Genomic DNA, 25,882 nt, shown 5'->3' on the forward strand with positions numbered 1-25,882 from the left:
CAGTACCGCCACGCCGGCGCCGCGCCGCAACCAAGCGGTGACCGGGATCGACGGTTTGAGGCGATTGACCAGACTGCGTCCGGCGAAAATCAGCGTGCCCAGCGACAAGGCACTGCCCAAGCCGTAAGCCACCAGCAACAAACTGGTTTGCGCGTTGGCGCCTTGCAGCATGGCGCCGGAGAGGATCACGCCGAGGATCGGCCCGGCGCACGGTGCCCAGAGCAAACCGGTGGCAACGCCGATCATCACCGAGCCGAGCGGGCCGGACTTTTTGCGTGTAGCGGGGTCGAGGCGATTGCCGAGCATCACGAACGGGCGTGCGAGCCAGTCACCGATACGCGCGGAAATCAGCGACAACGCAAACACCACCATGACAATCAGCGCCACATGGCGGCCGGTGTTGTTGGCCTGGATCACCCATTCGCTGCTGACCACGGCCAGGCTGGCGATCAGGGCGAAGGTCAAAACCATGCCGCCCAACGTGAAAAATATCGAGGAGCGCGTGCGTTCAACCCCGGCAAACAGGAACGGCACAACCGGAAGAATGCACGGGCTGAGGACAGTCAAAATACCGCCCAGAAATGCGATGAGAAACATGGCAGGTCACCTGAAATAAACGAAACATCACCCGCCCCTGCAGGAGCCGAACTTGCTCGCGAAGAGGCCGGCACCTTCAACACACATGCCGGCCGGACAGACCGCTTTCGCGAGCAAGCTTCGCTCCTACAGAGAACGGGACATCACCCGCCCCTGCAGGAGCCGAGCTTGCTCGCGAAGAGGCCGGCACATTCAACACACATGCCGGCCGACAGACCGCTTTCGCGAGCAAGCTCTGCTCCTACAGAGAACGGGACATCACCCGCCCTGTGGGAGCCGAGCTTGCTCGCGATGGCGGTGTTTCAGTCGCTGTAGATGTTGAGGCGACTGGCCTCATCGCGAGCAAGCTCGAGTCCCACAGGGGATTGTGGGGACTGCGGGAATTTGGCAATTGCATTGCCACCTCAACTGCCGTCGGCGCAGTCATCGGAGAATTTGCTGTAATCCAGTGCCTGGGTTTTGCCTTGCGAGTCCAGGTAGGTCAGCCGGGCATTGACGATCCCGCACGATGGCGTGGCGTCCTGTTTCAGCGACACGACTTTCTGAATGTCCAAATGCGTGCCGTAGGTGTAGGTTTTCGGCGTGACATCTGTTTCGGCGCGGGCCGACAAGGTGCAGATGTTCAGGGCGGCAAACAGGCAAGCGGCGTAGACGGCTTTGGTGTTCATGGCGGTAATCCTCAAGGCTTCAATGGTTAGTCGATGCGAGGCCTGCTGGTTTGCCTCGATGGAGCCCATTAAAAGCGTGCGACGTATCGCGCCTGTGTCGGGATTTGCCCTGAATCAGTCGTTACGTATCAAAGCCAGCGCCCGATACACAGCGATACAAAAGCCCGGAAAGTCGACGTTTTTACGTCCGCATGTATCCCTCGACAGCGCAGATACAGTGGAATACAAAGACCTGCGGGCGAACGGACAAAGGCCCGATAGACTGCGCGACATCCCCCATTTACAGAGGCGGCAACCATGGAACATGTCGATCACATTCTCATCGTCGACGACGACCGCGAGATTCGCGAACTGGTCGGCAACTATCTGAAGAAGAATGGTTTGCGCACCACGGTCGTGGCGGATGGTCGGCAGATGCGTTCGTTTCTGGAATCGACGCCGGTCGACCTGATCGTGCTCGACATCATGATGCCGGGCGATGACGGCCTGACCCTGTGCCGCGAATTGCGCGCCGGCAAACACAAAACCACGCCAGTGCTGATGCTCACCGCGCGCAACGACGAAACCGACCGCATCATCGGCCTCGAAATGGGCGCCGACGATTACCTGGTCAAGCCGTTCGCCGCGCGTGAATTGCTCGCGCGGATCAACGCCGTGCTGCGCCGCACGCGCATGCTGCCGCCCAACCTGGTGGTCACCGAAAGCGGTCGGCTGCTGGCGTTCGGGCGCTGGCGCCTGGACACCTCCGCGCGGCATCTGCTCGACAGCGACGGCACCATGGTCGCCCTCAGCGGCGCGGAATATCGCTTGCTGCGAGTGTTCCTCGATCATCCGCAACGAGTGCTCAACCGCGATCAATTGCTCAACCTGACCCAGGGCCGCGACGCCGATCTGTTCGACCGTTCCATCGACTTGCTGGTCAGCCGTTTGCGTCAGCGCTTGCTCGACGATGCCCGCGAACCGGCCTGCATCAAGACGGTGCGCAGTGAGGGCTACGTGTTTTCCCTGCCGGTCGAAGTACTCGGGGCATCGGCATGAAACGCACCCTGATCTGGCCGCGCACCCTCGCCTCGCGGTTGTCCCTGATCTTCTTGATCGGCCTGATCCTCGCGCAGGCATTGTCGTTTGGTGCGCAGTATTACGAGCGTTATGAAAGCGCCAGGACCACCATGCTCGGCAACCTGGAAACCGACGTTTCGACCTCGATTGCGATCCTTGACCGCTTGCCGGCAGACGAGCGCGCGGGTTGGCTCAAGCAACTGGAACGGCGCAATTACCGCTACTTGCTCGGCGAAGGTTCGCCGGGCGCGGCGATGGACGATATGCCGGTTGCGGTGACGTCGATCAAAGACGCAATCGGCATGGAATACCCGATGACCGTGACGGATATTCCGGGGCCGCAGAAGCATTTCCAGGTGCATCTGAAACTCACTGACGGCAGCCCGGTGACCATCGACGTGCGGCCGGCGATGGTGCCGTTGTCGCCGTGGTTGCCGATTGTACTGTTGGGCCAATTGGCGTTGATGATCGCCTGCACGTGGCTGGCCGTGCGCATCGCCATCCGCCCGCTGACACGGCTGGCGATGGCGGTGGAAACTCTCGACCCGAATACCCACGCGGTGCATCTGGACGAAAAAGGCCCGACCGAAGTAGCCCACGCGGCCAAGGCGTTCAACGCGATGCAGGCGCGAATTGCGGCATATCTCAAGGAACGCATGCAATTGCTGGCGGCGATTTCCCACGACCTGCAAACCCCGATCACGCGGATGAAACTGCGCGCCGAGTTCATGGACGATTGTGTGGAAAAGGACAAGTTGTGGAGCGACCTCAGCGAGATGGAACACCTGGTGCGCGAAGGTGTGGCGTACGCGCGCAGCATTCACGGCGCGACCGAAGAGAGCCGCCGCACTGATCTGGATTCGTTCCTCGACAGCTTGGTCTTCGACTATCAGGACATGGGCAAACAGGTGCAACTGAGCGGCAAAAGCGCTGCCGTCATCGACACTCGCCCGCACGCGTTGCGCCGGGTGCTGGTGAACTTGACGGACAACGCGCTGAAGTTCGCTGGCGCGGCCGAATTGGTGGTGAAGGTGCTCGCCGATGGCAGTTTGTCGGTCAACGTAATGGACCGTGGGCCGGGGATTGCCGAGGAAGAACTGGCGCAGGTAATGGAACCGTTTTACCGCGTCGAGAACTCGCGCAACCGCAGCACCGGCGGCACCGGGCTGGGCCTGGCGATCGCCCAGCAACTGGCGCTGGCAATTGGCGGATCGCTGACCTTGCGCAACCGCGAGGGCGGCGGCCTGTGCGCCGAACTGAAATTGCCAGCGCCGAATTAGCCTTGTGGGAGCCGAGCTTGCTCGCGATGGCGGTGGGTCAGTTGAGGTTGATATCAACTGCCAGACCGCTTTCGCGAGCAAGCTCAGCTCCTACAGGGGGATGTTTGTTGGGTGGGGGATTGGCGCTCGACCGCGATCAATGTAGGAGTGAGCCTGCTCGCGATGGCGGTGGGTCAGCTGAGGTTGATATCAACTGGCACACCGCTTTCGCGAGCAAGCTCAGCTCCTACAGGGGATGTTTGTTGGGTGGGGGATTGGCGTTCGACCGCGATCAATGTGGGAGTGAGCTTGCTCGCGATGGCGGTGGGTCAGTTGAGGTTGATATCGACTGGCACACCGCTTTCGCGAGCAAGCTCGGCTCCTACAGCTGCGGTGTTGTTGGGTGGAGGGTTGTGCTCAGGCGGCCACGCCGAGCACGCCTTGTGCATGCATCTGCTGCAATAACGCCCAGCCGTTTTCCATGAATTCGCTCGACCCGGCAGCGCCCGCCTCTTGCGCCAGCCCTTGCAGTTGCGCCCGGCCATCCAGCGCAGGAAATTCGCCAATGCGCTGCATCAAGCGCCACGCCAGTGGGCTCAATTCGGCGAACTTCACGCTCCAGTCCTCTGCGCGCCGGACCAACAACAACGTCGGCTGATCCGGCGCAGCGTCAGGCTGATAATCCGGGCCTAAAAGCTGCACCGGCCAGGCATATGCCAACGGCCAGGCCAGTGGCGACACCTGCAACGGCCGCTCCAGCATTAATCGCGCGTCGCTGGCCGGCAACGGCTGGTCATCCGCCTGCTGCAGCACCATTTCGACCCATTCGTAATGCGCCAACTCGGCCATGAACGCCGGCCAATCTCCCGGCAATCCACCGGCAATAAACCCGACAAACTCGCGGGCAATTTCGCCAAATTTCGGCGTTTGTGCGCGGTGGTCACGCAAAAAGGCTCGCAGCAGCAACCGCCAATCCTCCTCGCCGAGAATCTTCACCAGCACCGGAAACGTGCCGCTGAGCAACAACGACAAATTGTTGAACACCAGATCGCGGTACACCTGCACCCGCGCGGCATCCATTTCGGCCGGCGCCGCGCAGTTTTCGGGGTCGCGCAAGTAGCGGGTCAGGGCATTTTGCTGCTGATGCAACGAAGACTTATCCACGGCTCACCTCCGCCGCTTGCAAGCCACGAATGATCTGCAACTCGGCGACCAATTCGGAGAACGCCGGGAAGTTGAAGTCGCGCTCCAGCAGCGTCGGTTGCGCACCGAATCGCGCATAAGCCTCGGACAACAGCGACCAGACCACCGGTTTCACCGAAGCGCCGTGGGTGTCGATTTTCAACGTGTCGGATTCGTCGAAATGCCCGGCGACGTGCATGCCCACCACGCGTCCGGCATCGATACCGGCCAAAAATGCCTGCGGGTCAAAACCGTGGTTGATCGAGTTGACGTAGACGTTGTTGACGTCCAGCAGCAGGTCGCAATCGGCCTCGCGCAGTACGGCGTTGGTGAAGGCCAGCTCGTCCATCTCCTGCCCTGGCGCGGCGTAATAAGAGACGTTCTCCACCGCCAGGCGCCGTCCGAGAATGTCCTGTGTCTGACGAATGCGCGCGGCAACGTGGTGCACCGCTTCTTCGGTGAACGGCAGCGGCAGCAAGTCGTACAGGTGACCGTCATCGCTGCAATAACTCAAATGTTCGCTGTACAGCGGCACGTTGAAGTGATCGAGAAAACCGCGCACTTCGTGCAAAAACGCCACGTCTAGCGGCGCCGATCCGCCGAGCGACAAGGACAAACCGTGACAGGACAACGGATAGCGTTCGGCCAACGCACGCAGCGCTGCGCCATGGGCACCGCCGATGCCGATCCAGTTTTCCGGCGCGACTTCGAGAAAGTCGAAGTCACCCGCCGCCGCGGCCTGAAGATCGTTGAGCAAACCGCGACGCAGGCCCAGGCCGACGCCGGGCTGGGGGGATAAATGGGATGTGTGCATGCTGGTGGCCTCCTCTCAGTTGAACAATTTCGGTCAACCGAGTGAATCGCGCGGGTGTATCGGGACTGTGTTCGAACGGGCGGCAATCGTCTGCCGCTGTATCCCGGACGAGCGTGTACACACTGCAATACAAACCACCCAACCTCGTAGGAGCGAGGCTTGCCCGCGAAGGCGGTGTGTCAGCGCCCAACCTATCGCCTGACACACTGCCTTCGCGGGCAAGCCTCGCTCCTACGGAAGACAGCGCAGTTTTCGGGGGATGCGCGCGAAAATGCTACGCTGCCAACACTCAAGGCCTACCCGGAGTGTTGAACATGCTCGACAGCCCCATCCGCGAACAGCTCGACCGACTTCAGCAGTTGATGGCCGACCAGCCATTCGCGGTTCTGACCGGTGCCGGCATCAGCACGCCGTCGGGCATTCCGGACTATCGCGACAACCAGGGTGTGCGCCGTGGGCGGCAGCCGATGATGTATCAGGAATTTCTCGCCGCACCCGAAGCGCGCCGGCGTTACTGGGCGCGGGCGATGCTTGGTTGGCCGCGGGTGCGCGTGGCCAGTCCCAACGCGGCGCACGAGGCGCTGGCCAGTTTGCAGGGCGCGCGGCAGATCGGCGGGTTGATCACGCAGAACGTCGACACGCTGCACGATCAGGCCGGCAGCCACGATGTCATCGAACTCCACGGCAGCCTGCACCGGGTGCTGTGCCTGGATTGCGGCCAGCGCAGCGAACGCGATGCGATTCAGCGCGTGATGGAGGCGCAGAATCCGTACTTGGCGGGCATCGATGCGGTGCAAGCGCCGGATGGCGATACGCTGCTGGATCCAGCGTTTGAAGCGCGATTCCAGGTGCCGCATTGCCCGCATTGTGGCGCAGCGCGGATGAAGCCGGACGTGGTGTTTTTCGGTGAAAACGTCGCGGCCGTCACAGCGGCGCGGGCGATGGCAGCGGTTGAGGACGCGGCGGGATTGTTGGTGGTGGGTTCTTCGCTGATGGCGTATTCGGCGTTTCGCTTGTGTCGGGCGGTGGTGGATCAGGGCAAACCGCTGATCGCGATCAATCTCGGGAAGACCCGGGCGGACGAGATCTTGCAGATGAAGATTGAAGGTTCGTGCGAGCAACTGCTGCCGCTGCTGGCGCAACGCCTCAATTCCTGAGCAAACCCGACCCCTGTGGGAGCGAGCTTGCTCGCGATGGCGTGGTGTCAGGCGCCATCAATGTCGCTGTGCCGGCGTCTTCGCGAGCAAGCTCGCTCCCACAGGGAAATGCGTTTATCCATCAGATGATCGCTGGCCGAGGTTGGCTTGCTTGAAGATGTCGAACAACGCCTGCGCTGCTGCCGACAGTTCGACCCCCGGTTTGGTCAGCACGCCAATCGCCCGCTCCACCACCGGGTCGCGCAGGGTGATGCAGTGCGCGCCCGACTCCTGCATCTGCCTGACGCACAGCGCCGGCACCGCGCTCACGCCCAAACCGCTGGCGACCATGCGCCCGACCGTCGCCAGTTGATGGCTTTCAAATTCCACCGGCAACTTCATCCCGCGAGCCTGCAGGTGTTCTTCCAGCATCACCCGTACGGTCGACGGGCGTTGCAGGGTGATGAACGGTTCTTTCAACAACGTTTCCCAGTCGATTTCCGGCCGGTCGGCCAGCGGTGAATCCGGCGGCACCACGGCGACAAAGCGGTCGATGTACAACGGCGTAAACTGCAGCGACGTGCTGTGCGCCGGTTCGAACGAAACGCCGAGTTCCACTTGGCGGTCGCGGACCATTTCCAGCACCTGTTCATTGATCACGTCGTTCACCGTCACGTTGACTTTCGGGTAGCGTGCGCGGAAGGTTTTGAGGATCGGCGGCAGCAGGTTTCCGGCAAACGATGGCATCGCTGCGAGGGTCACGCGACCGCGCTGCAGGGTAAAACGTTGGCGCAGTTCGTCTTCGGCGTTGTCCCAATCGGCGATCAGCCGTCGGGCCAGCGGCACCAGTGATTCACCTTCCAGGGTCAGCGCGACGTTGCGCGTGTTGCGCGTGAACAGCCGGCCACCGAGGCCTTCTTCGAGGGCCTTGATGGTCAGGCTCAACGCCGATTGCGACAGGTGCAAGCGCTCGCAGGCGACGGCGAAGCTCAGGCTTTGCGCCACGGCGAGGAAGGCGCGGATTTGCTTGACGGTCATGGTCGCGTTGCTCCGGTGATGGGCGTGCAAGTTATTTGTAGGAGCATGGCTTGCCCGCGATGGGATTTTTGACATCGTCTTCGCGAGCAAGCTTTGCTCCTACAGGTTATGAGGCGTCTGTGAAATCGTGTTCGCGAGCAAACTTCGCTCCTGCGGCAGGAATGATATTGATGTAGGGCGCACGGACGTCATTGGTGAGTTTTATCTATCAATCGTCCTTAAAAATCAACTTAACAAATGAATCGACCGGCGCGACACTCGGTTGCATTACGGCTAGCCAGCCGCCCATCAAGAATAAAAGAGGTGCATATGGCAGGTTTCGACAAGCGCGTGAGTTCCTATGAGGAAGCTCTGGCAGGTCTTGAAGACGGCATGACCGTGATCGCCGGCGGCTTCGGTCTGTGCGGGATTCCGGAAAACCTCATCGCCGAGATCAAGCGCAAAGGCACCCGCGACCTCACCGTGGTTTCCAACAACTGCGGCGTCGACGGTTTTGGCCTCGGCGTGTTGCTGGTGGATCGGCAGATCAGCAAAGTGGTGGCCTCCTACGTCGGCGAGAACAAGCTGTTCGAAGACCAACTGCTGAAAGGCGAAATCGAAGTCGTGCTTACACCGCAAGGCACCCTCGCCGAAAAAATGCGCGCGGGCGGCGCCGGCATCCCGGCGTTCTTTACCGCCACTGGCGTCGGCACCCCGGTCGCCGAAGGCAAGGAAGAACGTGAATTCCACGGTCGCCGCTACATCATGGAAGAGTCGATCACTGGCGATTTCGCCATCGTCAAAGGCTGGAAAGCCGACCATTTCGGCAACGTCATCTATCGCCACACCGCCCAGAACTTCAATCCGCTGGCCGCTACCGCCGGCAAGATCACTGTGGTCGAAGTCGAAGAAATCGTCGAGCCCGGCGAGCTGGACCCGTCGCAGATCCACACCCCTGGCATCTACGTCGACCGGGTCATTTGCGGCACGTTCGAGAAGCGCATCGAACAGCGCACCGTGCGTAAGTGATCCCCTGCCCCCGGACCGAATGAAGGAATAACAACAATGGCACTTTCCCGCGAACAAATGGCTCAGCGCGTCGCCCGCGAAATGCAGGACGGCTTCTACGTCAATCTCGGCATCGGCATTCCGACCCTGGTCGCCAACTACATCCCTGAAGGCATGGAAGTCATGCTGCAATCGGAAAACGGCTTGCTCGGCATGGGCCCGTTTCCGACTGAAGAAACCATCGACGCCGACATGATCAACGCCGGCAAGCAAACCGTGACCGCACGGATCGGCGCGTCGATCTTCTCCTCGGCCCAATCGTTTGCGATGATTCGCGGCGGCCACGTTGACCTGACCGTGCTCGGCGCTTTTGAAGTGGATGTGCAGGGCAACATCGCTTCGTGGATGATCCCCGGCAAGATGGTCAAGGGCATGGGCGGCGCGATGGACCTGGTCGCTGGCGCCGACAACATCATCGTCATCATGACCCACGCGTCGAAGGACGGTGAGTCGAAACTGTTGGCCCAATGCAGCCTGCCGCTGACCGGCGCCGGGTGCATCAAGCGCGTTCTGACCGACCTCGCCTACCTTGAAATCAAGGACGGCGCGTTCATTCTCAAAGAACGCGCGCCGGGTGTCAGCGTCGAAGAAATCGTCGCCAAGACCGCCGGTAAACTGATCGTGCCGGAACATGTTCCGGAAATGCAATTCGCTGCTCAGTGAGGAATCATTCCATGCAAGACGTCGTTATTGTTGCCGCCACCCGCACCGCCATTGGCAGTTTCCAGGGCGCGTTGGCCGGTGTGTCCGCGGTTGATCTGGGCGCGGCGCTGATCCGCCAGTTGCTCGCGCAAACCGGGCTCGACCCCGCGCAGGTCGATGAAGTGATCATGGGCCAGGTGTTGACCGCCGGTGCCGGGCAAAACCCTGCGCGCCAGTCGGCGATCAAGGCTGGCCTGCCGTTTACTGTGCCGGCGATGACCCTGAACAAGGTCTGCGGTTCGGGCCTCAAGGCGTTGCATCTGGCGACCCAGGCAATTCGTTGCGGCGATGCCGAGGTGATCATTGCCGGCGGCCAGGAAAACATGAGCCTGTCCAATTACGTAATGCCCGGCGCGCGCACCGGTCTGCGCATGGGCCACGCGCAAATCGTCGACACGATGATCAGCGACGGTCTGTGGGATGCGTTCAACGATTACCACATGGGCATTACCGCCGAGAACCTTGCCGAGAAGTACAGCCTGACTCGCGAACAGCAAGACGCTTTCGCCGCCGCTTCGCAGCAGAAAGCCTCGGCAGCCATTGAAGCCGGGCGGTTTGTCGATGAGATCACGCCGATCCTGATCCCGCAGCGCAAGGGCGATCCGCTGTCCTTCGCCACCGACGAACAACCCCGCGCCGGCACCACCGCCGAGTCGCTGGGCAAGTTGAAAGCGGCGTTCAAGAAAGACGGTTCGGTCACGGCCGGTAACGCCTCGTCGTTGAACGATGGCGCTGCCGCAGTGATTCTGATGAGCGCCGACAAAGCCAAGTTGCTGGGCCTGCCGGTATTGGCGAAAATCGCTGCTTACGCCAACGCCGGCGTCGACCCGGCGATCATGGGCATCGGCCCGGTATCGGCAACCCGCCGCTGCCTGAGCAAGGCCGGTTGGTCGATCGAGCAACTGGATTTGATCGAAGCCAACGAGGCGTTCGCCGCACAATCGCTGGCCGTGGCGAAAGATCTGGAATGGGATCTGGACAAGGTCAACGTCAATGGCGGCGCAATTGCCCTGGGCCACCCGATCGGTGCCTCGGGTTGCCGAGTGCTGGTGACGTTGCTGCACGAAATGATCAAGCGCGACGCCAAAAAAGGCCTCGCCACCCTGTGCATCGGCGGTGGACAAGGCGTGGCCCTGGCGATCGAACGCGCCTGATCCACCCTGCTCTGATCGTTCCTGCGCTCCGCGTGGGAACGATCATAAGCTCACGCCGCCAGTTGCAAGATCAGCCACGCATTCGCGGCGCTGATCACGCCAAACAAGCCCCACGCCAGCACCCGCGTCGGCAGTTTGTTGACGAACGGCCCCATCAGCTTCTGGTCGTTGGTCATGCTGATCAGCGGGTACAACGCAAACGGCAATTGCAGGCTCAGCACCACTTGGCTCATCACCAGCAATTTGCCAATCGCGTTATCGCCCATCAGCCATACGCCGATGAACGCCGGGATCAGCGCCAGCCCCCGGGTAATCAGGCGTCGTTGATAACAAGGGATCCGCAGGTTCAGATACCCCTCCATGATCACCTGGCCGGCAATGGTCCCGGTGAAGGTCGAGCTCTGCCCCGACGCCAGCAGCGCGACGCCGAACAACACGCTGGCCAGCGCCCCGCCCACCAACGGATCGAGCAAGTGATAGGCGTCCTGAATGTCGACCACTTCGCTGTGTCCGGTGCTGTGGAAAGCCGCCGCCGCCAGAATCAGAATCGCCGCGTTGACCAGCAACGCCAGCGCCAGCGAGCCGATGGTGTCGATGCGCGCCAGTTTCACGGCGTCCTGCTTGCTTGCCAGGTCCTTGCCGATCATCCGTGTCTGCACAATTGAGGTGTGCAAATACAGGTTGTGCGGCATCACCGTGGCGCCAAGAATGCCGATCGCGATGTACAGCGGCGCGGCATCGCTGATGGCGGCCAGCGACGGCGTGAAACCTTGGGCGACGTCCGGCCAGTAAGGTTTGATCAGCAGCAATTCGACGAAGAAACACGCGCCGATCGTGCCGACCAGCACCAGCATGATTGCCTCGAGGCGGCGGAAACCACGGTTTTGCAGGGCCAGCACCAGCAAGGTGTCGAAGGCCGTCAGCGCAATGCCGGTGGTCAGCGAACAACCCAGCAGCAAATGGAACGCCAGCGCGCAGCCGAGCACTTCGGCGAGGTCGGTGGCGATGATCGAGATTTCCGCGAGCACCCACTGAACCCGCGCGGTGCGAGTGCTGTAGCGCTCCCGCGAGAGCTGCGCCAAGTCGCGGCCGGTGGCGATGCCCAGCCGCGAGCACAGGCACTGCACAACCATCCCGGCCATGCTCGCGAGCAACACCACGAACAACAAACTGTAGCCAAACCGCGACCCGGCCTCGATTGCAGTGGCCCAGTTGCCGGGGTCCATGTAGCCGATCGACACCAGCAAACCCGGGCCGGCGAAGCGCAGCATGCGTTTGAAAAACGTGGCGCTCGGATCGACGGCGACACTGCCGGCGACTTCCGGCGGGCAAAACGGCGCGGTGGCGAGTTTGGGCAAACTGAATTTCACGCGATCATCCATCAACAGAAGCAAAACGCGCAGCTTAGACGTTTCAGTCCGAGCGCCCAAGGGGCAAATGCCCCAGTATCAGGCGCCGTGACCGCGCGAATGGCTCAAGTACCCTGCCGACGGAAAAACAGCGTGACCTGACCGACCTCAAAGCCGAACTTGGTCATCGCCGAGCGATTGGCCAAGGTGTTTTCGTCGATCAGATACATCCAGTCATCGAGGTGCACGTCGTAGACCTTGTCATCGACCGGCAGGCTCAGCACGTAACGCCAGTGCAGCGCATTGCCGGCCACCTCGCCGCTGGACTCGCCAACCACATCGCCCGCCGTGCCACGCCAGCGACCGGGGCCGTCGGGGCGCAGGGTCCAGACGCGGGTCTGTTTGGTGCCGTCGCTGTAGGTAAAGTCCTCGTGCATGATCAGATTCTGGCCGTCCATGCGGCTATTGATCAGCACATGAAAACGCTTGACGACCTCGCCCGAGCGTTTCTGAAACATGCCCCAACCGTCGACGCGCCCGAGGAAAAACCCCGGCAGATCGAGTTTCGGATTTTCCTCGCTGTAGCGCTGCACATCGACGCCACCGCAGCCGGCCAGGCCCAGAAGCGAGCCCAGGCACAGCACCAGCATCAGTTTTTTCAAAAGCATCTTGTCCAAAAGCAGATGTTTCAGCATCACGGCGCTCTCACGGTGGGTTAGTGCCCAGCAACTGCCGGCGCAACTCGGGGTTACGGGTTCTCGGGTCGAGCCAAATCGCAAAAAACGCCTCGGCGAATTGCACGTCCCGCACTTCGTGCTGCAATTGCTGGCCGACAAAGAACTGCGCGCCCTGCCCCGGCAGATACACGCCGGTAATGCGCGTACCCGCAGCAACATCGACAAACGAGCGCTGCATCTGCGCCTGCCATTCGGCCAATTGCGCGTCGCTCACCGATTTGCCGGACAAGCGCTTGATCTCATCGACGCTGGCCTGCACCAGATCGTCGCGGGAAATCTTGCGTTGATAAATCAGTTCCAGCGCAAATGGCTGATCCATCGCCAGCGGCCGCGTCGTGCTCCACAGCCGCGCGTTGTAGACGTCAAAGCCAAATACCCGAAAGTCGCCGCTGCCGATGATCTGCGCGCCGGGCAGGCCTGCTTGCCAATTCGCCAGCGCTGGGGTGGCGAGCAATGCCAGCAGCAACAAGCCGTGATGCAAACGCAATTTGGTTTTGTTCATGGTGATCAAGTCATCGTCGGTGCCTGTTAAAAGTTATACACCAATAAACTATTTGTACAACTTTGCGCATTCGGATTTTTGTATACAAAACACCGCAATCGGTAGAGCAATCGGCCGCACACGGTGCTAACGTGGCCGCTCACTCAGGTCGGAGGTGCGTGCGTGCTGATGCTCAAGCTGTTGGTGATTCCCGGATTTCTGCTGTTGATTTCCCTGGCCGGCAAACGCTGGGGACCGAGCGTCGCCGGTTGGCTGTCGGGATTGCCGGTGGTGGTCGGGCCGATTCTGTTTTTTCTGGCGATCGAGCAAGGTGAGGTATTCGCCGCGCAGTCGGCCACCGCCGCGTTGTCGGCGATGTTCGCGATGATCGCTTTTTGCGTGACCTACGCCCAAGTCGCGCAACGGGCCAATTGGCCGTGGGCACTGACGATTTCGCTGTTGGTGTGGAGCGCGACGGCGGTGCTGTTGTCAGTGATTCCGCCGTCGCTGACGTTCTCGGTCATCGCGGCGGCGACCGCGCTGCTCGCCGCGCCCTACCTGTTCCCGTCGGTTCAGCCGATTGTTGCGGGGGCCAAACCCAAGTCCGACAAACTGTTGCTGCGCATGGTCGCCGGCGCTCTGCTGACGTTGGCCGTGACCTTGCTGGCCAGCACCGTCGGCGAACGCTGGAGCGGCTTGCTCGCGGTGTTCCCGGTGTTGGGCAGCGTGATGGCGGTGTTTTCCCAGCAGACCCGCGGCCCGGCGTTCACCGCCGCGTTGCTGCGCGCGACGGCCACCGGCATGTACTCGTTCGCGGCGTTTTGCCTGGTGGCGGCGCTGACCTTGCCCAGCCTTGGCATGAGTGGCTTCGTGCTCGGCGTCGGCGTGTCGGTCGGCATGCTCGGCGTCACCCGGCTCCTGCTGGCGAAACCCGCACCAACCCAATAAACCTCAAACTTTCGGGTCATTGGGCGGATGCGGTATTCCGTGGGATGATTGCGCAACCGCGCGACCATCCCTGGAGAGTTCCGAATGTCATTGATCAGTAAAAAAGCCGTTGTCCTGTTGCTGACGGCGGTCACCAGCCTGGGGGCGTTGAATGCTTACGCCGCCAAGGCCGCCAGCGACGCGCCGCTCAAAGTCTCGATGCTTGCCGGCAAGTTCAGCTTCACCCTGCCTAAAGGCTTCGCCGCCAACCCGCTGCCGCCGGGCGCGACCGGGGCGACCGGCACCATGTACGTCAACGAAACCACGAAAACGGTGGTAATCGCCGCCGAAAACAGCCTGCCACCGGGCGTTACCGTCAAGGACAACGACGGCAAATTCCTCGACGAAACCGCCGCCGATTTCGATGTCGCCGAACACAAGGCCCTGCCGGATTTCAACAAGCTCAGCGAAAAGAGCCTGACCCTCAAAGGCACCGGGCTGGGCGTGCGTCAAGTTGACAGCACCGCCACTCAGGGCGGCGGCAAGACCCTCAACTCGACGCTGATGGCGGCTTCCGGCAACAAAATGGCGGTCATCCAGATCATCTCGCGCCCGGCCGACAAGGCCGGTCACGACACACTGGTCAAGCAAATCACCGGCAAATAATGCCTGCAACTCAGCGATTGAGGCGCTGCAACCAGGCGCTCAAATCCTCAATTTCGCCAGCGCTGATGCTGTGGCCCAGACCTTCGTAGGTATGAAACTCCGGTTTCAGTGACAGGCGCTGAAGCAGGCTGTTGGCGGCGGTGCCATCAACCAGCGGCAAGCGTTGGTCGAGGGTGCCGTGACCGATGAAGATCGCCAGTTTCTGGCGGTTTTCATCCGGTTTCAGCTCGGCTTTGAGCACCGGCAGAATCCGCCCGCTCAGCGCGGCAATCCCGCCCACCGCTTGGGGATGACGCAACCCCACTTCGTAGGACATGATCGCGCCCTGACTGAAACCGACCAAAAACACCTTGCTGGCGTCGGTGTGATACTTCTTCGCCGCTTGCGCGATGAAATCCAGCAACAGCTTGCCGCTGGTTTTCAGATCGTCGGTTTCACCGTTGTAGGCGCCTTGGCCCTTCTGGCGAAACCACTGATAGCTGTCCGGTTCCGAGCCCAACGCGACGGGCGCCTGCACCGACAGGTAATTGTATTGCGCAGGCAATTCGTCCTTGATGCCGAACAGGTCCTGCTCGTTGCTGCCGTAGCCGTGGAGGAAAATCACCAAGGGCTGATTTTGCGAATCCGGGCTGGCCTGCTCGATGTATTTGAGCGGCAAGTCGTTCTGCAGTGGAGCTTCGGCGTGGGCCGTGGCGCAGGCCACGAGCATCAACAGGGCAAGAAACTTCAGCATAAATCTTCCTTCACAGGGCGCAGGATTTGGCGGACACCCTAACACTTGTGCGGAAGATTTTTGTTGTGGCTGATGAGGCTTTCGCGGGCAAGCCTCGCTCCTGCAAGGGACTGCGATCCCCTGCAGGAGTGAGCCTGCTCGCGATGAGGCCCTGACAGGCAACGCCGCCAGTGAATCAATCGTTAATCAATTTCCCCACGCGAATCGCTTCACGCCCGGCGACTTTCGCCTGCCACGTGCCCGGTTGCGTGTAGCGTCCGCGATCAATCGCGAACAGCACGCCGCTGGTGCCGGCGCGCACGGTGCTGACCCGGTCGTTCAGCGGGTCGACCACTTCAAACAGCGCATCGCCCTGCTCCACCCACTCGCCCGCCTCGCGCAAAAAACTGACCACGCCGTGATGCGGCGCGAACAAATACTCGGTGCCCTCGAACGGCATGCCTTCGCAGCATTCGCTCGGCGCTGCCGGCCAGTCGCCGCTGATAAAACCCTGCTCGGCGAGGAAACCGAGAATCGCTTTGCAATTGGCCTGCGCCTGATCAACCCGCGTGTCACCCATGCTGCCGAGCTCGAGCGTGGTCGCCAGGTTCGCCGCCGGAATCGCCGCGTGCGGGAAGGCTCGCGCCAGGCGCAACCACGGCGTCGAGCAGGATTCGTCGAACGAGCTGCCGCCAGAGTCTTCGCACAACAGCGCGACGCCCGCCTGCAAACGCGCGGCCAGCGATTGCCACTGCGGCCAGTGCTGCGGCAGTGCGTAAATATGAATCGCGGCGTCGAAGTCGCAATGCAAATCCAGAGTGATGTCGGCGTCGCAAGCGTGACGCAACAGCAAGCGGTGCATCGCTTCCAGTTGTGAGGACGGCGCCGGCAGAGCGTCGAGCACCTGGCCCATGGTCTGGCGGATCAGCGCGACGTTGGCCGCGACATCATCGCCCAGTTGCGCGCCGATCAACGCGGCGACCGGCTCGCTCAGTTCGACGAACGCGCGGTTGAAATTCTTGCCGCTGCCGAGCTCGAAACGGCCCATGTGCGCGCCTTGCAGATGCTGGTCGAGGCCGATCGGGTTGGCGACCGGCACCAACTCGATCACGCCTTGCAATTGGCCTTGGGTTTCGAGCTCGGCGAGGCGCTTTTTCAGCTCCCACGCAGTGCGCATGCCCGGCAGTTCATCGGCGTGCAGGCTGGCCTGGATGTAAACCTTTCGCGCACCGGCGCCATAACGAAACACGCTGAGGCTGCGCTCGGTGCCGAGGTGGCTCCAGGGCAATGGATGGTCGATGCGTTGCATGAAAACTCCTGAATCCTGACGACGGTGCAAGCGAGGCGCTGAAGATAGCGTTTAACGGTTGCACAAACCAATAACAAGTTCGGGGTTGGCAGAGGTCAGGGAATCTCTGAGCAGAGTTGATCACGTGCAGGAGCGAGGCTTGCCCGGTAAGGCGTCTGTCCGGGCGACGCATTCTCCAAAAAAAACTCAACGCTTCACCGCCACCCAGGTAAAACACAACGGCAATTGCGCCGTTTGCTGTTGATATTGGTCGTACAGCGCCTCGCGGTTGGAGTGCGGGTATTCCTTGAAGTGGCTGATCTGTAATCCAGCTTCCATGGCACCGGTGAAAATCGCGCTCAATGTGTGAACAAACCAATACGACGCCGCTGCGGGTTGCTCGACTTTGCCGTCATACACAATTGGCTGATGTTGCACAAACGGCTCGCTGCGAAAGTACGAACTCGCCAGCCGGTGCGGGTCGGCGGCTTCTGGATCGAACATTTCCAGGAACGGGTGAGTTTCATAGATCACCACCGCGCCACCCGGCTTGAGGATTTGCGCGACGTGAGCGAAAAACTCGGCAATGTCCGGCATCCAGTTCAAGACGCCAATGGTGATCAGCGCCAGATCAAACCTTCCGTGCAACGCCGCTGGCAAATGATGAATGTCCGCCTCAATAAACTCGGCGTCGTGCGGCGACCGCTCAGCCAGCTCCCGCGCCTGTTGCAAAAACGCCGCAGACTGATCGACCCCCACCACCTGCCGCGCGCCAGCCGCGTAAAGCGACAAACTTTCCCGCCCGTTATTGCAACCCAGTTGCACCACCTCCTTGCCCTCGACGCCCAACTCCTCAAGCACTGCGCGCAAGGTGTCGTCGATGCAGCTGAAATCCGCGCGACTGACCTCGTCGAGCAAAACCGGCCAGTCGGGATTGTCTTTGTGGTGCCTTGCGGAGTCATTCCAGGCGTCGCGGTTGCTGGCGATGGCCTGTTGTTTTGTCGGCATGTCCATTGCGTACTCCAGAGCTCTTTTTTATTGACCGGCAAGAGTCTAGATCAGCCGTTGAACCGCCACAGCACAGGTTTGTACGGAGGTTGTAAATCGGCCATCAGCAACGCATCACGTGGCGCCAGCTATAGTTAATGACCTTGGGGAAATGCGGGAAAACCGATTTCGCAGGTGCCGTCATGAAACACACCGATTTAACGCTGCTGTTCATCGCTTTTCTAAGTTCTGTCAACGCTGCGCACGCCGACGATTTGTTCACGCCGATAGAGCGGTCCAGCATTGAAATACTCTATTACGGCGCCGACCAGCCGTTCGCGAATCCGGCGCCGTTTACCCTGAACGCCGTGCCGCCGCGCGCGTATATTTCTACCGCGCCGCAAGACTTCATTCCGGTCGCCAGCGACCACGTGTTCTACGATTCGCGGTTGCCGACCGTGGCGGATAGCACCGTGCGCGTGTTCATTCGGTCCTACGATGCGCAGCGCGGAATCTACGTCAACGACGAAGTGCTCGACCCGACCTGCCTGCTCGCCTGCCTCGCCCCTCAGGGCCCGGCGCTGCCATGATGCTCAATCCGACGGCCAGTTATGTCGCAGCGCCGCGCGGCGGTCGATGGCATCGCGCAAGCGGCGCTTCTGACTTTCCCAGACTTCGCTGTCGACCTTTTCCGAACGCATCAGCGCCAACATCGCTTGCTTGGCCTGGAAATATTCCTCGCAGGCATCCTGACGCTTGATCCGCAGCGCCTCGTCCGCGGACATTTCCATTTGCCGCAGCGCGCGGGTGCAGCGGTCGTCCATGACCACGCCCAAGGTCAGTTGAATCCGATGCGGGGCGCGAAATGCCGTCACCGTGCGCAGAATCTCCCGCGCTCGCGCGCAGCCCCACGCCAGCGCTTGGGCCAATGCCGGTTGCCCTTCGCGGTCGTGAAACTCTTCTGCCAGCGGCGAGCCGTCGCGGGCATATAACCCGACAAACACCTGCGTCACTTGTGCACGATTGAGCCGCGCCTGGACGTCAATCTGCGTGCCGTCCGGCAATACTTCATCATGATCACGCCCGTGTAATTGGCTGTTGATCCACAGCCAGTACTGCGCACCCCTGCGTCGCATGGACCGTTACTCCGTCAAAGGGAAAAACCAGTCAGGCACACCCTCGGTGGATTTTCCACTGAGCGCCCCCACCTCTCGTCGTCCTCTGACAAACCATCGATCCTCAGCCCATCGGTGCCCTCACCACTGACGCTTGTCCGGCCGCGCGAGGCCGAGTTTTTCGATCCGGTAACGCAGCATGTCGCGGCTCAACCCGAGCAAACGCGCAGATTTGGTGACGTTCCAGTCAGTCTTGTCGAGCATCTTGCGCACCATGTCGCGCTCGACTTCCGGCAAGTTCATCGATTCGACGCCGTTGCACGGCCGCGGTTCGATGTATTGCGGCTCCTGCACCAGCAGCGGCTCATCGACCAGGCTCTGGCAGACGTGCAATTGATGCGCGGCAATGCTGTCGCTCTGCGCCAGCAACACGGTTTGCTCCAGCATGTTGCGCAACTCGCGCACGTTGCCCGGCCAGCTGTAACTCAGCAGCAACGCTTCAGCCTGATCGCTGAAATACAAATGCGGTTTGCCGTAACGCTTGCCGTGGATCGCCAGAAAGTGCCGCGCCAGCAGCAACGCGTCGGTTCCTCGGGCGTGCAGGCGCGGGACTTTGATCGAGATAATGCGCAGCCGAAAAAACAGATCACGGCGAAACTTGCCCTGCTGGACCATCTGTTCAAGGTTGCAATTGGTTGCACTGATCACGCGCAGATCGACCTTACGCTCCTTCACCGAGCCGACCCGGCGGATGGTCCGGTCTTCCAGCAACTTCAGCAGTTTGGCTTGCAGCAGCAAATCCATCTCGCCGACTTCATCCAGAAACAACGTGCCGCCGTCAGCCGCTTCCACCAGCCCGACGCGACGGTCCTTGGCGTCGGTGAACGCACCTTTCTCGTGACCGAACAACTCGGATTCGGCCAGATTTGATGGAATCGACGCGCAATTGAATTCAATAAACGGGCCTTTGGCGCGCGGGCCGTCGAAGTGCAGCGCGCGCGCTACCAGTTCCTTGCCGGTGCCGGTTTCGCCCTCGACCAACACGGGCGGCAGGTCGGTATTGGCCATTCGGCGTTCGGCGTCGAGCAACTGGCCGATGGTGTTTTTCAGGTACTGCATCGGCGCCGATTCGCCGATCAGCGCCTGCACGCCGGACTTCTGCGCCTCGCGCTCCTGGTAAAACGACAACGTGCGCTCCATGCGCTCGGTCGCCAGGGCCTTGTCCAGCAACAGTTTGAGTTCGGGCAGCGCCACCGGTTTGGTGACGTAGTGAAACGCGCCCTCCTTCATCGCCACCACCGCGTCTTCGACGTTGCCGTAACCGGTCATCATGATCACTTTCAGATCCGGCGCGCTGATGCGCAGCTTCTGGATCAAGTCGTGACCGCTCATGCCCGGCAGCGAGTTATCGGTGAGCACCACGTCCGGCACAAACGAGCTCAGTTGCTCCAGTGCATCCTCAGCCGAATGGCAGACCGTCACCTCGAAATCTTTGCGCTCAAGGTAGGTCTGGATGTTTTCGGCGAGGAGTTCGTCATCCTCCACCAGCAATATGCTGCGCTCCATATTCCCCTCCCGTTGCCACTCTGAAATTGAGACAGACGCGGGTTCCTTCCTGCTCCTGGCTGGTCAGTTCGACCGAGCCATGGAAGCGTTCCATTATTCGTTTGACCAACGCGAGGCCGACGCCGAGGCCTCCCTGCTTGGTGGTAAAAAACGGTTTGAAGACCATTTGTTGCTGCTGCCGGGTCATGCCTTTGCCGGTGTCGGTCAGGGTCATGCGCAACGCGTCGGGGCGCGGCGCATCAATCTCGATACTCAACACGCCGCCCGTTGGCATGGCTTCCAGGGCATTGGCGAACAGGCTGTTGAGGATCTGCGTGAGCAACACTTGCTGGCTGACTACCGGCGGGAAGCTCTGCGCGGTGAAGCGCACACGAACATTCGAGCGTTTGATCAGCGCCTCGAAAGCGCTCAGGGTGTCGTCGATGGCCAGCACCAGGTCGACGGATTCACAGTCGTTGTTCATCGGCCGCAATGACAGCAACAATTCGCGCACCCAACGCGACATGCGATCGACCTGATTGATGATGTCGCCGATGTTCTTCTGCGCGCCGTGGCTGGCGATTTCCTGGGCCAGTTCGGCGCTGGAACGGATGGTCGCCAACGGGTTGCGCAAGCTGTGGGCCACCGCTGAGGACATCTCGCCCAACGCGACAAACGTTTCGTTGGCGATCAATTGTTTTTGCTGACTCTGCAGCAACGTCGCGGCGCGGCGCACGATCCAGAACAGCGCCAGATAAATCGCCGCGCCGCCGAGCAATGTCGCAATCCAGATCGACTTGAAACCGCGCTGAATGCGCTCCACCAGGTCGGTCGGTTCCTTGTAGATTTCGACCATGGCGATCACTTGGCTTTTGTCGGCGTTGAACATCGGGATGTAGTTTTCGATGAACAGTGATTGCGGCTCGCGCAGGAGCATTTGCTCGGGCCGTTCCTCGTCGATCTTGTGGTAACTGGCGGACACCGGGACCTTCATTTTGAAGGAATCATCGAGTTCCTCGTCGTCCTCGAAATGCATGCCGATCATCTGCGGGTTGGTCGACCAGGTCACCGTGCGATCGAGGGCAAACACCGTTGCCAGCAACAAGCCCGGCAAGTGCTCGACATGGTCTAGAAACTCGATGCGCGCCGAGGCTCGCGTCTGCGCCGGGACGTCGGAATAAGCGTTGTCCTGCCGCGGATCAAGCATCTCGCCCATGGTTCGGTTGCTGTTGATTTTGGCGTGGCGCATCTCGGCATCGCCGATGGCCTGGATGAACTGCGCGGTGAGCAAGGCATCGCGCTCAATGCTTTCGGTGACCACGAAACGCGTGGAAACGTAGCCCAGACCCAGCGCCACCGCCGCGATGAAGAAAAAACTCGCCAGGGAAAACCAGCGCAGCAAATTGAACTGCCCGCTCCGGTGCTCCTGCTCTGCTGCCATCAGGGTCGGCGCAGGTATTTTTTGTTGTTCTGGCATCAGCATGGGCATGTCCTGGGGAAGCTTGCGTGACGACCTTTTGCGGCGGACTACGATCAGTGTAGGTGGCAATACTGAGGATCGAATGGCCAATGATGGTATTTCGCCGCCATTGGGCAGGAAAACCCTGGACGCCGCGCCATTCGGGCTTTTCCAGCCAACGCAGTGCAAGAGAATGCGAAGCGTTGGCGCTTGCGCAGGCTGTCATTAACCGCCAAATCGGTCGTCGCGCGGCGTGGGTGCTTGCGAGCCATTATCGTGTCCATCGCCAGCCTTCTCGACGTCATGCCTCGGTACTGCTGATTTGCAATTACCTCGCCATGTCTTTCACCGGCGCTCACCCCTGCGAGGACGCCTGATCAAACAACGGCTTATGACTTTTGGTAGGCGGCTAACGGTGTCGCGGTGGGCAATCACACCCGTTTGTGGGGAACGCTCTTTCCCCGTTTCAGGGCACGAGTTTGAACGACAGGCGCACGCACGTGCCCTCGCCCTCGCGGCTGCCGAGCGCGACGCCGCCGCCGAAGCGTTCCATGATGCGTTTGACCAGCACCAGCCCTACGCCGAGGCCGCCAGTCTTGGTGGTGAAAAACGGCCGGAAGGCCATTTTGCGCTGTTCTTCGCTCATGCCTTTGCCGGTGTCGCTGAGCACCACGCACACGCCGCGCGCATCGGTCGGTTCGAGGGTGATGGTGAGTTTGCCGCCCTTGTCCATGGCTTCCAAAGCGTTGGCCATCAGGCTGTTGAGGATTTGCGTGAGTTGCATGTGCTGGCTGAGGACCATCGGCGTCTGCTGCGGGTTGAACTCGACTTTGACCCCGGCGCGGGTAATTTGCTGCTCGAACGCCATCAGGCTGTCGTGGATCGCCGCGACGAGGTTGACCGGCTCGGCATCGTCGTTGAGCGGTCGCAGGGATTGCAGCAATTCGCGGACCCATTTCGACATGCGATCGACCTGGCCAATGATGTCGTTGATGTTTTTATGCGCCGGGCCGGCGCCGAGCTCGAGCGCCAGTTCGGCGCTGGAACGGATGGTCGCCAACGGATTGCGCAGGCTGTGGGCGACGGCCGACGACATCTCGCCGAGGGCGACAAAGGTTTCGTTGGTAATCAGCAGTTTTTGTTGCTGCGCCAAGAGGATCGCCGCGCGCCGCACGATCCAGTACAACCCCAGGTAAATCAGGCCGCCGCCGAGTGCCGTGGCCAGCCAGATCAGCACCAGCCCTCGGCCGATGCGGCCGATCAGGTCTTTGGGTTCCTTGTAGATCTCGACCATGGCGGTGACGTTTTTGCCGTCGGCGTCGAACAGCGGGATGTAGTTTTCGATAAAGATGTAATCCGGCGGCGTGATGAATTTCTGCTCCATCCGCCCTTCGTCGATGTCGTGATAACTGGCCGACACCGGCACTTTGTATTCGAACGCGTGGTCGAGGTCTTCGTCGACATGGATGGTGGTGCCGACGAGCGCCGGGTTGGTGGACCAGATCACCCGCCGGTCGGGTGCGTAGATATTGGCGAGCAATACGTCCGGCAAGTGCGCGATGTGATCGAGAAACTCCCCCCGGGCATTGGCGCGTGCGGCGGGGTCAACGTCGGGGAAATCTTTGTCCTGGCGCGGATCGAGCAGTTCGCCCATGGTCCGCACATTGGGAATCGCCACGTGGCGCACCTCGGCCGAGGCAATCGCCTGAATGAATTGCGAGGTCAGCAGGGCATCGCGCTGCACGCTTTCGGTAATCACAAACTGCGTCGACACCGCCCCCAACGCCACCGCGACCGTGGCAATCACGCCCATGCTGATCAGCGAAAACCAGCGCAGCAGATTGAACGGCTGCTTGCGCGTGCTCAAGCGAACGTCGCCCTCCTCGGGCCGAAGCGTTTGTGCGTGCAGTTTCATGGACGATGACCCAGGCGGTTTCCCTATAGGGTTATAGCCCACAGTTTGGGGTTTGCCCCAATGCGAGCAAGCTAAGGAAATCCCCCGTCCCGCTGAAGAAACATCCTGTGGCGAGGGGGTTTACCCCCGTTGGGCTGCGCAGCGGCCCCAATGAAGCTGACGCGGTTCTTCAGGAAAAACTCGATCGCAGGTTTGGGGGTTGCTGCGCAACCCAACGGGGGTAAACCCCCTCGCCACAGGGTGTTTATTTCTTCAGGGGGAATTGCGGCGTCGGTGCAAGCAGCTAAAAGACGCGCGCGACGAATACCGTCAGCCAACAAAATCCTTCTGAGAGACATCGCACCTGTGGCGAGGGGGTTTACCCCCGTTGGGTTGCGAAGCAGCCCCAATAAAACTGTCGCGGTTCTTCAGGAAAAACTCGATCACAGGTTTGGGGGTTGCTGCGCAACCCGACGGGGGTAAACCCCCTCGCCACAGGGTGTTTATTTCGTCAGGGGAAATTGCGGCGTCGGAGCAGATAGCTAAAGACCTGCGCGACGAATACCGTCACACCAACAAATTCTTATGAGAAGACACAGCCCCCGTGGCGAGGGGGTTTACCCCCGTTGGGCTGCGAAGCGGCCCCAATAAAACTGTCGCGGTTCTTCAGGAAAAACTCGATCGGCGGTTTGGGGGGCTGCTGCGCAACCCGACGGGGGTAAACCCCCTCGCCACAGGGTGTTTATTTCGGCAGGGGAAATTGCGGCGTCGGAGCAAATAGCTAAAAGACATGCACAACGACTGCCGTCAGCCCGACAAAACCCTCATGAAAAAACACAGCCCCCGTGGCGAGGGGGTTTACCCCCGTTGGGCTGCGAAGCGGCCCCAATAAAGCTGTCGCGGTTCTTCAAGAAAACTCGATCACAGGTTTTGGGGCTGCTGCGCAACCCAACGGGCGTCCCCCCCTCGACATCACCACCCATCAAGAAAATCAAAACTCATTTACCTCAATTGCGACATTTGGCGCTATCATCGCGTCAAATGTCGCGAGAGGTCATCAACATGTCCGCAACCAATACCGCAGACACATCAACCGGCGATAAATCCCGCCCCGCAGGCCGGCGGGCCGCCGCAGCCAAAGTCAGCAAAACACCGACGGAAGTCCTGCTGCATGGCCGTAAAAGTGACACCCCACTGGAGATTATTCGCTACACGCAAGAAGGTTTCGACTTGAGCGACGTCCGCGAAATGCTCGAAATCTCCGCGCTGTACATGGCCAGCGGTCTGGTCGAACGCATCACCGGTAAATCCGTGAGGACTGTCCAGCGCTTGACCAAAGAGACCGCCACAGTGCGCTTGAATCAGCAGCAAAGTACCGTTGCATTTCAATACGCGCAGACGCTGGAACACGCGATCAACGTGTTCGGCAGTCAGCCATTGGCCGAGGACTGGCTGAAAAAACCCTGCAAATACCTGGACGGAAACATCCCGTTGTTATTGATCGACAACGCGCTGGGCTACCTGGTGGTCGAGGGTTACCTGACACGGATTGAACACGGGGTTTATCAATGAATGCTTTGCCATGGGACGGCACTTGGCACGCCTGGCGCCTGGATCGCGAGGTATTCAAGGAGTCATGGGACAGCGGCCTCGGCGCGCAAGCCTCCGGTGGTCGCTGGAACCCGCCCGGGCGCCGGGTCATCTACGCGTCGGCGGACCCCTCGACCGCCATTCTGGAAGTGGCGGTGCATGTCGGCTTCGATACGCTGGACAGGGTCCCGCACGTGCTGACCTGCTTCCAGGTACTCGACCCGTCCACCATTAAAGTCATCCAGCCCGATGATGTGCCAAATCCGAACTGGCTCATCCCCTCCCTGCCCTCGCTCAATCAGCAGCGGTTTGCCGATAATTTTTTGACCGAACATCCCTTCGTGCTGATCCCTTCAGCCGTGACCCGGCACTCGTGGAATCTGCTGGTGAGCTGCGATCTGGCCGCTGAGCAATTCAAGCTTGTGTCCCAGGAACGTTTCGCACTGGACACCCGCCTGATCAAGTAACGGTGAAAT

The 25,882-nt window shown here is 60.7% G+C and carries 26 protein-coding genes; 11 read left to right on the plus strand and 15 right to left on the minus strand.

All coding sequences use genetic code 11. From position 1 onward, the window contains the following. Together BI292_RS26010 and BI292_RS26015 are read right to left on the minus strand one after the other, a co-directional pair. Positions 1 to 597 (minus strand): cytochrome c biogenesis CcdA family protein (locus BI292_RS26010; protein WP_178076631.1); only part of this gene is annotated, 597 nt, incomplete at its 3' end. 404 nt (positions 598 to 1,001) lie between these two features. After that, complete coding sequence (locus BI292_RS26015; protein WP_092280266.1) at positions 1,002 to 1,265, minus strand: DUF2790 domain-containing protein; 264 nt, start codon at positions 1,263 to 1,265, stop codon at positions 1,002 to 1,004. Between the two features lie 297 nt (positions 1,266 to 1,562). Between BI292_RS26015 and BI292_RS26020 the strand changes: the two genes are divergently transcribed. Both BI292_RS26020 and BI292_RS26025 read left to right on the plus strand, forming a co-directional pair. Then, positions 1,563 to 2,303, plus strand: a complete 741-nt coding sequence (locus BI292_RS26020) for a response regulator (protein WP_101209668.1) — start codon at positions 1,563 to 1,565, stop codon at positions 2,301 to 2,303. Continuing rightward, entirely contained in the window at positions 2,300 to 3,604 is a 1,305-nt protein-coding gene (locus BI292_RS26025; protein ID WP_101209669.1) for an ATP-binding protein, read from the plus strand. Before BI292_RS26020 ends, BI292_RS26025 begins: the two co-directional genes overlap by 4 nt. Positions 3,605 to 4,000: 396 nt before the next feature. Here the strand turns inward: BI292_RS26025 and BI292_RS26030 are convergent, their stop codons facing one another. After that, positions 4,001 to 4,747, minus strand: coding sequence for a DUF2063 domain-containing protein (locus BI292_RS26030; RefSeq protein WP_101209670.1), 747 nt, complete (start codon positions 4,745 to 4,747; stop codon positions 4,001 to 4,003). Beyond that, on the minus strand, positions 4,740 to 5,579 hold the full coding sequence (locus BI292_RS26035; RefSeq protein WP_101209671.1) for a DUF692 domain-containing protein: 840 nt from the start codon (positions 5,577 to 5,579) through the stop codon (positions 4,740 to 4,742). Before BI292_RS26035 ends, BI292_RS26030 begins: the two co-directional genes overlap by 8 nt. Positions 5,580 to 5,893: 314 nt before the next feature. Between BI292_RS26035 and BI292_RS26040 the strand changes: the two genes are divergently transcribed. Further along, entirely contained in the window at positions 5,894 to 6,736 is an 843-nt protein-coding gene (locus BI292_RS26040) for an NAD-dependent protein deacetylase (protein WP_101209672.1), read from the plus strand. 114 nt (positions 6,737 to 6,850) lie between these two features. Here BI292_RS26040 and BI292_RS26045 read toward each other — a convergent pair whose 3' ends face one another. After that, a complete protein-coding gene (locus BI292_RS26045; protein WP_101209673.1) occupies positions 6,851 to 7,753 on the minus strand; it encodes a LysR family transcriptional regulator in 903 nt (300 codons plus the stop codon). 309 nt (positions 7,754 to 8,062) lie between these two features. Here BI292_RS26045 and BI292_RS26050 point away from each other — a divergent pair, with 309 nt between their 5' ends. From BI292_RS26050 to BI292_RS26060, 3 genes are read left to right on the plus strand one after another with little or no spacing between them, the layout of a single operon-like run. Then, on the plus strand, positions 8,063 to 8,761 hold the full coding sequence (locus BI292_RS26050; protein WP_092280252.1) for a CoA transferase subunit A: 699 nt from the start codon (positions 8,063 to 8,065) through the stop codon (positions 8,759 to 8,761). Between the two features lie 36 nt (positions 8,762 to 8,797). Beyond that, positions 8,798 to 9,463 carry a CoA transferase subunit B gene (locus BI292_RS26055; protein ID WP_101209674.1) on the plus strand — a complete coding sequence of 222 codons (666 nt, stop codon included), beginning with the start codon at positions 8,798 to 8,800 and terminating at the stop codon, positions 9,461 to 9,463. 11 nt (positions 9,464 to 9,474) lie between these two features. Continuing rightward, positions 9,475 to 10,656, plus strand: a complete 1,182-nt coding sequence (locus BI292_RS26060) for an acetyl-CoA C-acetyltransferase (RefSeq protein WP_101209675.1) — start codon at positions 9,475 to 9,477, stop codon at positions 10,654 to 10,656. Between the two features lie 50 nt (positions 10,657 to 10,706). Here BI292_RS26060 and BI292_RS26065 read toward each other — a convergent pair whose 3' ends face one another. From BI292_RS26065 to BI292_RS26075, 3 genes are all read right to left on the minus strand, one after another. Next, positions 10,707 to 12,026, minus strand: coding sequence for an Nramp family divalent metal transporter (locus BI292_RS26065; protein WP_101209688.1), 1,320 nt, complete (start codon positions 12,024 to 12,026; stop codon positions 10,707 to 10,709). Positions 12,027 to 12,130: 104 nt separating this feature from the next. Continuing rightward, positions 12,131 to 12,700: a DUF3833 domain-containing protein gene (locus BI292_RS26070; RefSeq protein WP_256592741.1), complete on the minus strand. Its 570-nt coding sequence runs from the start codon at positions 12,698 to 12,700 to the stop codon at positions 12,131 to 12,133. 10 nt (positions 12,701 to 12,710) lie between these two features. Then, entirely contained in the window at positions 12,711 to 13,244 is a 534-nt protein-coding gene (locus tag BI292_RS26075; RefSeq protein ID WP_101209676.1) for a chalcone isomerase family protein, read from the minus strand. A gap of 162 nt (positions 13,245 to 13,406) precedes the next feature. Between BI292_RS26075 and BI292_RS26080 the strand changes: the two genes are divergently transcribed. Both BI292_RS26080 and BI292_RS26085 read left to right on the plus strand, forming a co-directional pair. Beyond that, positions 13,407 to 14,171, plus strand: a complete 765-nt coding sequence (locus BI292_RS26080; RefSeq protein ID WP_101209677.1) for a hypothetical protein — start codon at positions 13,407 to 13,409, stop codon at positions 14,169 to 14,171. Between the two features lie 84 nt (positions 14,172 to 14,255). Continuing rightward, positions 14,256 to 14,816: a hypothetical protein gene (locus BI292_RS26085; RefSeq protein ID WP_101209678.1), complete on the plus strand. Its 561-nt coding sequence runs from the start codon at positions 14,256 to 14,258 to the stop codon at positions 14,814 to 14,816. Positions 14,817 to 14,826: 10 nt separating this feature from the next. Here BI292_RS26085 and BI292_RS26090 read toward each other — a convergent pair whose 3' ends face one another. From BI292_RS26090 to BI292_RS26100, 3 genes are all read right to left on the minus strand, one after another. Then, on the minus strand, positions 14,827 to 15,549 hold the full coding sequence (locus tag BI292_RS26090) for an alpha/beta hydrolase (protein ID WP_101209679.1): 723 nt from the start codon (positions 15,547 to 15,549) through the stop codon (positions 14,827 to 14,829). 175 nt (positions 15,550 to 15,724) lie between these two features. After that, entirely contained in the window at positions 15,725 to 16,837 is a 1,113-nt protein-coding gene (locus BI292_RS26095) for a M14 family metallopeptidase (protein WP_101209680.1), read from the minus strand. A 186-nt stretch (positions 16,838 to 17,023) separates the two neighbouring features. Then, on the minus strand, positions 17,024 to 17,830 hold the full coding sequence (locus BI292_RS26100) for a class I SAM-dependent methyltransferase (RefSeq protein WP_101209681.1): 807 nt from the start codon (positions 17,828 to 17,830) through the stop codon (positions 17,024 to 17,026). A gap of 176 nt (positions 17,831 to 18,006) precedes the next feature. On the opposite strand from BI292_RS26100, the gene BI292_RS26105 reads away from it, so the two are divergent. Further along, positions 18,007 to 18,393, plus strand: a complete 387-nt coding sequence (locus BI292_RS26105) for a hypothetical protein (protein ID WP_101209682.1) — start codon at positions 18,007 to 18,009, stop codon at positions 18,391 to 18,393. Positions 18,394 to 18,396: 3 nt separating this feature from the next. Here the strand turns inward: BI292_RS26105 and BI292_RS26110 are convergent, their stop codons facing one another. From BI292_RS26110 to BI292_RS26125, 4 genes are all read right to left on the minus strand, one after another. Next, positions 18,397 to 18,939 (minus strand): hypothetical protein, encoded by a 543-nt coding sequence (locus tag BI292_RS26110; protein WP_101209683.1) that lies wholly within the window; start codon positions 18,937 to 18,939, stop codon positions 18,397 to 18,399. 120 nt (positions 18,940 to 19,059) lie between these two features. Then, on the minus strand, positions 19,060 to 20,484 hold the full coding sequence (locus BI292_RS26115; RefSeq protein ID WP_101209684.1) for a sigma-54 dependent transcriptional regulator: 1,425 nt from the start codon (positions 20,482 to 20,484) through the stop codon (positions 19,060 to 19,062). Beyond that, positions 20,453 to 21,946: an ATP-binding protein gene (locus tag BI292_RS26120; protein WP_101209685.1), complete on the minus strand. Its 1,494-nt coding sequence runs from the start codon at positions 21,944 to 21,946 to the stop codon at positions 20,453 to 20,455. Before BI292_RS26120 ends, BI292_RS26115 begins: the two co-directional genes overlap by 32 nt. Positions 21,947 to 22,388: 442 nt before the next feature. Further along, entirely contained in the window at positions 22,389 to 23,837 is a 1,449-nt protein-coding gene (locus BI292_RS26125; RefSeq protein WP_092280226.1) for a sensor histidine kinase, read from the minus strand. A 1,041-nt stretch (positions 23,838 to 24,878) separates the two neighbouring features. On the opposite strand from BI292_RS26125, the gene BI292_RS26135 reads away from it, so the two are divergent. Beyond that, positions 24,879 to 25,388, plus strand: coding sequence for an antitoxin Xre/MbcA/ParS toxin-binding domain-containing protein (locus BI292_RS26135; protein WP_101209686.1), 510 nt, complete (start codon positions 24,879 to 24,881; stop codon positions 25,386 to 25,388). Continuing rightward, on the plus strand, positions 25,385 to 25,873 hold the full coding sequence (locus tag BI292_RS26140; protein WP_101209687.1) for an RES family NAD+ phosphorylase: 489 nt from the start codon (positions 25,385 to 25,387) through the stop codon (positions 25,871 to 25,873). Before BI292_RS26135 ends, BI292_RS26140 begins: the two co-directional genes overlap by 4 nt. Positions 25,874 to 25,882: the final 9 nt, after the last annotated feature.

Origin of the sequence: Pseudomonas sp. 43NM1 (assembly GCF_002836905.1) — a bacterium.
GTDB lineage: Bacteria > Pseudomonadota > Gammaproteobacteria > Pseudomonadales > Pseudomonadaceae > Aquipseudomonas > Aquipseudomonas prosekii.